The following is a 10043-nucleotide window of genomic DNA, read 5'->3' on the forward strand; positions in this document are numbered from 1 at the left end:
GCCTCATCAGTATAGATCAGAATATTGTCGTATATCAGAGAATCGATCGAAGTCGTGATTTTGTCAGTGGACAGGTCAGATACTATAGCCAGAATTTCACCGGAGACGGGGTTGTTGAAGCACGCGAGGTATAGTAATATTTCTTTCTCATGGAAATTGAATCTGTCGATATCCAGGCTGGATATATCTGTGAATGAGAGCGACACTTTATCACTCATGAACTTGTTGTGATCGATCAACCAGCTTTCATTGTTGTGATAAATGATGTCCGAAGCGATCATGTGGCGCAATAACTTGTCCACATACAGGGGGATGCCCTTTGTAGCATTGAATATGATCCCGAATTCTCTTTCAGTGAACAGATCGTTTCCCAGCATCTTTTCATAGAACTTTTTTGTCTGGTCTTTCATCAACGGGGCCAGGGTATGACGGGCGAGGCATGATAGTGCCATGAGTCGATCGAGAGACTCTTTCTTCAATTCTGGAACAGGAAAATCGGTACTGTGCGAAAGAAGGATCAATACAGAGGATCCAAGCAGGTCCGTCTCATACACCAGGTGAGATACGAACCTGATAAAGTATGTGTCGAAATAGGAGATATCAGGAATGCAGATCAGAACTTTTTGCTTTTTTGAGAGATCATGCAGGAACTGCACGATATTGTCGAAGATGATGACTGACTGGTCGATAGTTGATGTTGATCCGGGACCATCCTCAAGAGATATAGATTGTACGATCTGTTCATGCGAAGAGACAAGTTTATCCTTTTCATCTTCGGACAGGTTATTCCCCAGCAGGTGAATGAATAATTCCATCGACTCGGCCATGGCTCTGGTTCTTGCGATATTTATCGTTATCAGATTCTGGGTCTGAGCGAATGTCGATATCCTGTCGATCAATGTCCTTTTGCCGACGCCTGTGCTTCCATCGATCAGTATCGAGTTGGAGTCATCTCTGTTTGGTGTTATGAATTTCTCCAGAAAGGCCATATCGACATCACGGCCGATAAATATATTAGTTGTTAGCATCGGAGTACGGCTGGAGGATGTGAAGATATCCTGTATCGATTGGATGCAGATTCCTGCATTGTCCGGCCTCATGCCCGGGTCAGGATGAATCAGCGAGATAATCATCGAGGCCAGCGATGAGGGAGCCGGGATTTCTGATTCTCTCAGCCTAGAGATTATAGAATTTGCGATCTTTCTTCTTAGATCATCATCAACATTTATTGCCATAGGGATATCCATCCCTGTCAAACATTCTGCTAAAGTGACGCCCAGTGCAAATAGATCGCTCTTTATTGAATAAGAATGATTTTCGAGTATTTCGGGGGCGATGTATCTTGGGGTGCCGGATATCTTTGTAACGATGTCATTTTTCATCATGGCCATCCCGAAGTCCAGCAGAAGGAGTGCCGGATCTCCATTGTCCATTTCTGAGATCATGATATTCTCAGGTTTTATATCGGCATGGATGATCTCTCTCTCATGAAGATATTCCATGGCCGAGAATATCGAAGAGAGGATATTGTAAAGATGAACATGGGTTTCCTGATCAGTGAAGAAATCCCTGATATTTTGACCGGCTACATAATCCATCGAGTAATAGGGCGTGTTATTCTGGACAAAGCCGAAATCATGGACCTTGATAAGATTGCGATGATCGAGGTCGGTCAGGATCCTGAACTCAGCTTTAAATGTTTCGTCTGTGAATTCATCAGAAGGCAGAAGCAGTTTCAATGCTACTTCCTGGTCCAAGATAGAATCATGAGCCCTCAATACCCTGCCGCTCACTCCTGCTCCGAGGGTTCCCAGTATCGTATATCGGCCGGGAAGATCGATTCTTTCTATCATAGTTGCGGATTATAATTCGAATCCGATTGTCAGGACAATGAAAAAAGCCCCCGGAGGTAGGGGGCTTTTGTGGAAAGCAAAGGTGGAATTGTATCATCCACCTCGTCCAATACCATAATCACTAAAGTGATCCAATTCAACGGAGGTGGCGCCATCATCGGTGTAGCCACCGATGTTCTCCCAAAGGCCTGCGTCTTCGTTGAACCAGTAGACTCCGAACGAGGAAGCATCAGAGTCTATCCTGTCAAGAGGGATGGAAAGAGTAACAGGTTTGTTGAACTGGATTCCGTGCGGTCCGAGTTCAACGACGGCTTGCGGGTAGCGGGGCATCTCTATAGTTATCTCTGTATCTTCACTCAACGCGCCAGGAGGGAAGTAGAGACTGTAATAGCCATTACTGACGATTCCACCTTCAGCTGCGGTGATCAGCGCTGATCCTGCCGATCCCAGCATATCTCTGGATGAGCCCGCGGAGGTGACAAGTTGGACGAAAAGGGGATTCTCGACACCGGGCATGGTGTTGTCCTGTGAGGGGGTAACAGGTGAGTTGGTCCCACAGCCCATTGCAGCCAGTACACTGAGGAATGTAATTGTGGTGAGAAATTTATGGGCTAAGGTTCTTTTCATGCCTGCACCTCCAGAAGCGGGCTCATTTGAAAACTACATGCGAAATCTGTCTATATGCTAAGGCAACGAAGGTGCCATGGGTCGGGATGTGGGAATCTGCCATGTCATCTGGCAGATAGATCCGGGGTTCATACGGATGGGTTGGCTGGGTGTAACCGATTAAATACAAAACAGATAAGGAAGCATGATATCCAGCGAGAACAGGCTGTTTTCAATTACAAATAGCAGAATATTGTCTCTGAATCACCATGCCGGAAGGATCTGTGTTTGGGGATATTCCTTAGTAAATGGGGGAGATTTCCATATAGCTATGGTGTGTGAACCGTAACGCTAACAGTACTAATCGGATACAAGAATCGGCTCATATTTGCCAGTTTCGTGTTTTTCCTTAAACAAGGAAGGATCGATTCCGTGTTTCTTCATCTTGTATCTCAATGTTCCCCGTTCTACCCTGAGAAGGTCTGCCGCGTGTGTGATATTTCCTCTGGTCTTCTTCAACGCAGCCGAGATTACACCTTTTTCAATTTCATCCAGGGATATTCCCTCCGGTGGAAGATCGACCTCTATCGCTCCCTGTCGTACCGAGAGAGTCGTTATGGTTTCTTCTGATCGCCTGTTGACCGGCAGGTCATCCGGTTTCAGCTCTCCATCGGTATTGAGAAGGACTCCGCGTTCAAGCAGGTTGATGAGTTCCCTGATATTTCCTGGCCACGAATATGATTCGAGCAGCTTGATCGCGTCTTCATGAATGACGATCTCACCCTTGCCCATTTTTTTGCTGAACTTTTCGAGGTAGTTTGTGATCAGTGGGCGGATATCCTCTCTTCTGGATCTCAGTGGAGGAATATCTATTTCAATCACATTCAGCCTGTAGAAAAGATCCATCCTGAAACGATTCAAATCAATTTCATCCTTCAGGACCCTGTTGGTCGCTGAAATTATCCTTACGTCCACGGGGAGGAACTGTGTGCCGCTCACTCGCCTGATCGTCCTGGAGTCGAGGAACTTCAGCAGCTTGGCCTGAAGCCCGTAATCGATCTCGCCTATCTCATCCAGGAAGATTGTGCCGCCGTTAGCCAGTTCGAACAGTCCCATTTTACGATCTTTTGCGTCGGTGAAGGCGCCTTTCTCGTATCCGAAGAATTCGCTTTCGAGAAGGTTTTTCGGAATCGCGGCACAATTTACCTCGATGAATGGTCCGTCGGCCCTGTCACTTATATTGTGGATCGCCTGGGCGAGTACACCTTTGCCCGTACCATTTTCCCCGGTTATCATCAACGCGGTGAAATTGCTTCGTCCGACTTTCTGGGCAAGCTCGATCACCTTTTTCATTCGGTCGCTGACCCCAATGATCTCTTCGAAGCCTTCATGCTTGAGGAGTCGTTTGCTGACTTCATCTAACTGCCGTCTTTTTCCGAAGCTCTGGGCAATTCTTGACAGGAGACTTGTGAGGTCCCTGCTTTCATATGGAGAGTATAACGTGTGTCTGGCGCTTAGTTTGAGAGTAAGGCGGTCAGCACCATCCAGTTCTTCGGGAATGATCAATATCAATTGAAGAGTCGAGTGATCGTTCCGCCAGTTCTTCAAGGCCGGTAATTCGACTCTGGCGTTACTCTTTTCCAGGTCTTGAGGAAGCAAGAGGATCATCACTGGAGATGCATCATCCCTCTGCTCATCGATGAATTGATTTATCGAAGTATAGCAGGAGACACTCCATCCTGCTTCTTCACAATCCTGCGATATAGAAGTGGCGGATTCTGATTCATAGCATATTAGATCGATTTCAAGTGACATCTGCCTGACTTTTCTGATTGATCCGACCTGCTGCAATTAGTCATTAAAGGAATGTTGCAAAATATATGCCTCGAAAGGGGCTTGACGACTGGACAATAAAAAAAGTGACTTATGAAGCGATTAAATGTATTTTTTTCCTGGAAAGGCTTGTATGCTATGGCGATACAGTAGAGTGGAGCAGCAATATGGTTGGCAACCTACAAAATCTTACGCGTAAGACATTGATCACCATGGCGATTCTGTCTCTTGTTGCAATGAATCTATTGACTGGTTCATGCAGTGACGAGATCACATATCCTGATCTTCCGAGTATCTACAGTGTCGATCCGGCGACTTCGGAAGTGGGGGACACAGTCATCATCTCAGGCCAAAATCTTGACAGCGGGTTGGAAGGATTTTCCGTCGCTTTCTCGGCCAGTGAATTTATGGGGTTCCGTTCTTTCCGCACATCGATGCCATTTGATATATCGGCTGATCGGATGAAGGTAGTAGTACCGGATGGAACGTTTTCCGGGCAACTCAGGATCCAGTGGGACAATCCTTTTGGAATATCGGGGCCTTTTGATCAAAACATTCCTCCTGCTCCGGGAGACATGCTGGACTTCCATCTGAATCAGAGATCAGGAGAAGTAGCGAAAGTATTCTACAGCGGATCACAACTGGAATTCTGTCTCGGTTCTGTCGAAACAGCCTCTGACTACGTCATCATTCTTTTCAGCGGCGCCGAACCTGTTTCGCAGTCTACATATTACTCATACACAGTAAATACGGGTATCGAGACTATCCATGGAAATGGTGTGCTGAAAAGAACTCCCGCGGCAGTGTCTGGATCACATGGAAGGCAGGATCCTGTCGATCTGCGATTCGAAAAGAAACGGAGAGAAGAGATCCGTGAGGCTTTTAGCGGGGAGAGAATTCGGGAGAACGAATCTGACGATCATCAAGCCGGTTCAGTAGTAGCACAAACGAGGGTATTCGATGTCTACTCGGACATCAACGGTAGTACGATCGCACCGGCTTCATTTACTGAGGTAACCGCCAACCTGAAATATGAAGGTACACACACACTGCTCTATGTCGATCAGCTTACTGCCTCAGGATGTATTTCTGATGCCGAGGCTCAATGGCTCGGTGACTCTTTTGAATCAGGTATCTATCAGACTGACCGGACGGCTTTTGGCGACGAATCGGATATCAACGATGACGGCAGGGTGGTGATCCTTTTATCTCCGGTGATAAATCGGCTTACGGATCCGGGCACTGCCTCTACAGAAGGGTTCATAGCCGGTTTTTTCCTTCCCGGCGATCTGATACCGTCTTTTCTGGATCATCGATGCACGAACGGGATGGAGATATTCTACACGATGGTGCCGGATCCTGAAGGACTTTACGGTAACACATATGAAAAATCCAGAGCCCTGGAAGTGATCCGGGGGGTCATTGCACACGAATTCATGCATATGATCATGTTCAACTACAGGGTGCTTCAATACGGTAGCGGAATGTATGCGACGTATTCCGCGGAGACCTGGGTGAATGAAGGACTCGCGCACATAGCAGAGGACCTCAATAACCATGAGGAAAGCAACATCGGCAGAGCAAATATTTTCCTTCAGGACCCCGGCGATGTCTCGTTGATTCATGGTGGAGACGCGCTGGACGAGCGCGGTGCGGCCTTTCTGTTCTTCCGCTATCTGGGGGACCGGTTCGGTGAGCAGGTGTACAGGGATATAGTTCAGACCAAGGCAGTCGGGTTGAGCAATATCGAGCTTGTGACCGGCCTTGATTTTTATGAATTATTCGCTGACTGGTCGGCTGCGGTTTATCTGGATGGACTCGGGATCTCTTCTGACAATAGATTCTCCTATTCTTCGATAGATCTCAGATCGGATTTCGTACCTCTGGCAGTCAGGCTCTTCGATCATAATCTCTGGGGGTTGTTCGGTGCCCTCAAGTCGATGGGGCCGGAATATATTCATATCTCTCTGCCTCTGGAGAATGAATGTATTCTCAATATTATTTCTGATCCCGGGAGCAGGATGAATGTCATTATCATAAGGACCGACGATTAGCATGCAGCTTCGGTACAGGGATTCTGTGAGTGATATGGTGGCTGTCGAAACAGTATTGTTTTGTAGATCTTCTTTTCCCTCCATTCGGGTTTTAATTTTCTGCGTCATTCTGGTTACTCTGATGGGATGCACTGCGGCTCCTCCAGCAGAGAGAATAACGAATGATAATTCTACGATTGAAGGCAGTTTGAGAGTCGAAGGGAGTAATCCTTTTGACCGCTTGGTCACTATCGTGGACCGTGATGGAGTGGAATGGAAGCTGGTGAACCCTGGACTCGAGAGCGAACTTGCCAGTCTGGAAGAGTTCATTATAAGAGTCGGTTATCCTGTGTCCGGACTGAACGACACAGAACATACGCTGAAAATAGAAAGTTACGAGATAATACCACCGGAAGGAACGATTGCGATAGATGGGGTACTTGACCTGATTGACGGCCGACTGTCTGTGACCATGAAGTCGGGTAAGAGATTCCTGGTGTCGGGAGCCCTCGTTAACGCGCTGTCTAATTATTCGGAGTACAGAGTCTGGGTATGGGGAGCTGTCCATGCTGCATCATCCGTATCGGAACCCGACAGCATAGATGTTGAAGGTTACGAGGTGATGAGTATTGGAGCAACGAGTAGTGGTCAATGATCGGCCTTTTATCTATCCCTCTTCTTTCAATGATTCAAGATTTCGATATTCTACGTAACGGGCGCCTTCAAGCTGTCCGAAGAACAGGGCCAACCGGTCGAAACACGGTTCGATCCTCTCACCGAAATCTTCCTTCATGATCTCGCCTATGGCCCCGACTGTTCTTTCTCCGTCGCACAGGTTCCATACCGCGCTGCCGATATCATCAAGAGCCCACTTTGTGATCTTCCTTTTTACCCTGTTTCTGAGGATGGTTTTCATTATCCTGCCGGCCTCTCTTGGAGCGATGATCGTCACAAGCCCGTCGTCTCCGGTCTCGTACTCCATGAGCCGGGTCGGGATCAATTTCAGAAGGTTTACTTCGGAGGGCTTATCTTTATTGCTCATCTCGTCCCTGTCTTAAAAGCCATGTTCGTATCGATTCCAGCTTCGGGCCAGTATCGCTTATGAGTCGCATCTGTATCAAGGGTTTTTCAGTGTGCTTCACGCAGGACAGACAGGTGTCGAAATATTGACAGCGGGAGCAATCGTCCGACTTCCTGCCAGTGCAGGGCTTGTCGATCTGACATCGAAACGGACTCCGTCAGGATCCTGACAGGACCTGGATTGATCTTATATCCGACAATTTATGTAATATGAGTGGGTACAGCTGGTTACAGCTTCAGGCACTAAAGGCATGCCGCTTGCCAGAGTCTGTCTGCGAGAGTGTGGAAATATAGTGAATGCAGAAAACATGAGAGGGAGAATTGCTGTAATGAACATCGAAGAACGACTGATGAAAGTCCTTTGTGAAATGTACAACGCTACAAGGGCAAGGTTTCAGGGTTTTGCGAGGACAGAAAATGGCCTCGTCAAGGTATTTGCTCTACAACATTGTTCTTCAGTTGAAAGGCGGTCTCCGATAGCGCAGCAGATGTCCCTTCTTAATGAGGAGCATCATCCTCTCGATGTGGATGACAGGCCGACTGGCCGGGTGAGGGATGAGGGCTGTGGTATGCCCCTGTATTGCAGCGAACCGGGGATAGTCCGCGTTTCACTTCGGAATGGATGGGGGTTGTTCAAAACTGGAGAGACCAAGTGGAGCTTTCTCAGGTCCGCACCTGAATTTGAGTTGGAACTGTCATTATGGTTCGATTCTGATAATCCTGAAAACGGTCCGATGATCCCCTCTGCTCATACAGATCTTTTTCTGACATTACTGGACTCGATCGCGCCGTATGTCAAGTCACCTGATTCAGTTTTCTGTGACGTGGTACAGGCTGGTACCGGTACAGCTTCGATCAAGAATAATGAATCTGTTCCAGTAAATGATATGGTACCTGCTTTTCATGGTCGGTCCCGGAAGATCCTGGGGTTGAAAAAAGATATCCGTATGCTGGCTAAATCCCGTGTCCCGGTCCTGATCGAAGGTGAAAATGGGACAGGTAAGGAGATCGTTGCGAAAAATATCCATAATTGTGGACCGAGAAAAGATAAGCCGCTTGTCATAGTAAACTGTATGGAGATGCCGGAGACACTTCTTCAGGGTGAGTTGTTCGGTCACGCGAAGGGTTCTTTCACAGGGGCTTTTGTTGACAGGAAAGGCCTCATGGAAAGCGCCGCGGGAGGCACTTTTTTTCTCGACGAGATCGGCGAATTGTCACTGAACCTGCAAGCGGCTCTTCTCAGGGCGATTCAGGAGAAAGAAATAAGAAGGATCGGTGAAACGGAAAGGCGGAATATCGATGTGAGGTTCGTTTTTGCTACGAACAGGAAGCTGGCAGCACTCGTCAAGGAAGAGAAGTTCAGGGAGGATCTGTATTTTCGGATCAAGGGAGTGCGGCTCTGGATCCCGCCGTTGCGGGAAAGACGCGCGGACATCATGAGCCTTGCAAGGAGATTTCTCCATTCCGCTACATCGGAAGCGGGGATAACCGCACCCGGGATCTCAGCGGATACTGCCAGACTGCTGGTCTCGTTCTCCTGGCCCGGCAATGTCCGGGAGTTGAAGAACGAGATCGAGAGGGTCGTCGCTCTTTATCCCGAGACCTCTGTAATAGAACCGGGTATGTTGTCTCCCGCTATCAGAGATAACTACCTGGAGGCGTTTTCAAGTATCGACAGGGGAGGGGATACTCTCCGGGCGGCAGTAAAAAAGCTCGAATGCCTGATGATAGAGAAGGCTCTCGACAGGTTCGATAACAACAGGACCAGGAGTGCCGGTTGTCTGGGGATAACCCGGCAGGGCCTGTTGAAGAAGATGAAACGATACGGCATCAGGGATGCCCGATGACTCGGAGGTGTCTGATGCCATTCTTGACATCAGGTCACTTCAACAGGACGGCCTTTCTTGTGAATGTGTATTCTCCGGCCGTGTACCTTATGAAGTACATTCCCGAGGATACATCTCCACCACTTTCGTTTTTTCCATCCCATTTGACCGTGTACCGGGACGGTTCGTGCATCTTGTCTACGATCGTCTTCACTCTCTGGCCACTGGCGTTATAGACGGCGATCTTTACTTGAGTCCGTTCAGCTACAGAATAGCTTATTGTAGTGATAGGGTTGAATGGGTTGGGATAGTTCTGTTCCAGGTTGAATATCAGGGGAGGTGTGTCACCCGCGTCAGTCACGGTGACATTTACAGCAGCACGGAACGAGGCCATGGGTTCAGGGGCGGACTTTCCGTTATTGACCCATGAGTTGTAAAGGTCCTGTCCCATACTGTTGGTCACGTTCTCGTCACGCAGAAATTCCACGTATTCCCTGGTCGTAGTCTGGTAGAAGAGAGTCACTATTACAGAGTCGCTTTCGGTCGGCAGGGTGTAGGGAGTCATGTCCCAGTACTGGCCGTCTTCATACGAGTAATCGACAACGGGAGACTGAATCTCTTCGAAGGCGGCATTGGTGAAGCCTCTCGGTGGGATACGATTGTCCAGGTATATAGTGTCGTTAAGGACGAAGTGGAACGTCTTGCCCGCGGTGAGTCCGAGAGCGGCAGCAAGTGGCGGACTTACTCCGGGCTCGATCTCGTAGACCTTGATCTGGGAGTCTTTGAGAAGCAGGGCCTCATTGTAATCGTAT

Annotated in this window: 8 protein-coding genes; 3 read left to right on the plus strand and 5 right to left on the minus strand. The window is 48.2% G+C overall.

Features of this window, described 5'->3' with window-relative positions:
- From KOO63_03510 to KOO63_03520, 3 genes are all read right to left on the minus strand, one after another.
- On the minus strand, positions 1-1853 hold a 1853-nt coding region (locus KOO63_03510; protein MBU8920908.1), incomplete at its 3' end, for a protein kinase.
- Positions 1854-1946: 93 nt separating this feature from the next.
- Complete coding sequence (locus KOO63_03515) at positions 1947-2480, minus strand: hypothetical protein (protein ID MBU8920909.1); 534 nt, start codon at positions 2478-2480, stop codon at positions 1947-1949.
- 339 nt (positions 2481-2819) lie between these two features.
- The gene (locus tag KOO63_03520) at positions 2820-4274 is read right to left on the minus strand and encodes a sigma-54 dependent transcriptional regulator (GenBank protein MBU8920910.1); all 1455 of its coding nucleotides are present in this window, start codon (positions 4272-4274) and stop codon (positions 2820-2822) included.
- A 185-nt stretch (positions 4275-4459) separates the two neighbouring features.
- On the opposite strand from KOO63_03520, the gene KOO63_03525 reads away from it, so the two are divergent.
- Positions 4460-6346 (plus strand): hypothetical protein, encoded by a 1887-nt coding sequence (locus KOO63_03525; GenBank protein MBU8920911.1) that lies wholly within the window; start codon positions 4460-4462, stop codon positions 6344-6346.
- A 121-nt stretch (positions 6347-6467) separates the two neighbouring features.
- Positions 6468-6980, plus strand: coding sequence for a hypothetical protein (locus tag KOO63_03530; protein MBU8920912.1), 513 nt, complete (start codon positions 6468-6470; stop codon positions 6978-6980).
- A 12-nt stretch (positions 6981-6992) separates the two neighbouring features.
- Here the strand turns inward: KOO63_03530 and KOO63_03535 are convergent, their stop codons facing one another.
- Positions 6993-7367 (minus strand): PqqD family protein, encoded by a 375-nt coding sequence (locus KOO63_03535; GenBank protein ID MBU8920913.1) that lies wholly within the window; start codon positions 7365-7367, stop codon positions 6993-6995.
- A 367-nt stretch (positions 7368-7734) separates the two neighbouring features.
- Between KOO63_03535 and KOO63_03540 the strand changes: the two genes are divergently transcribed.
- Positions 7735-9252: a sigma-54 dependent transcriptional regulator gene (locus tag KOO63_03540; GenBank protein ID MBU8920914.1), complete on the plus strand. Its 1518-nt coding sequence runs from the start codon at positions 7735-7737 to the stop codon at positions 9250-9252.
- Positions 9253-9286: 34 nt separating this feature from the next.
- Here KOO63_03540 and KOO63_03545 read toward each other — a convergent pair.
- Positions 9287-10043: T9SS type A sorting domain-containing protein (locus KOO63_03545; protein MBU8920915.1), on the minus strand; the 757-nt coding region annotated here is incomplete at its 5' end.

The organism is Candidatus Latescibacterota bacterium (assembly GCA_019038625.1).
GTDB lineage: Bacteria > Krumholzibacteriota > Krumholzibacteriia > Krumholzibacteriales > Krumholzibacteriaceae > JAGLYV01.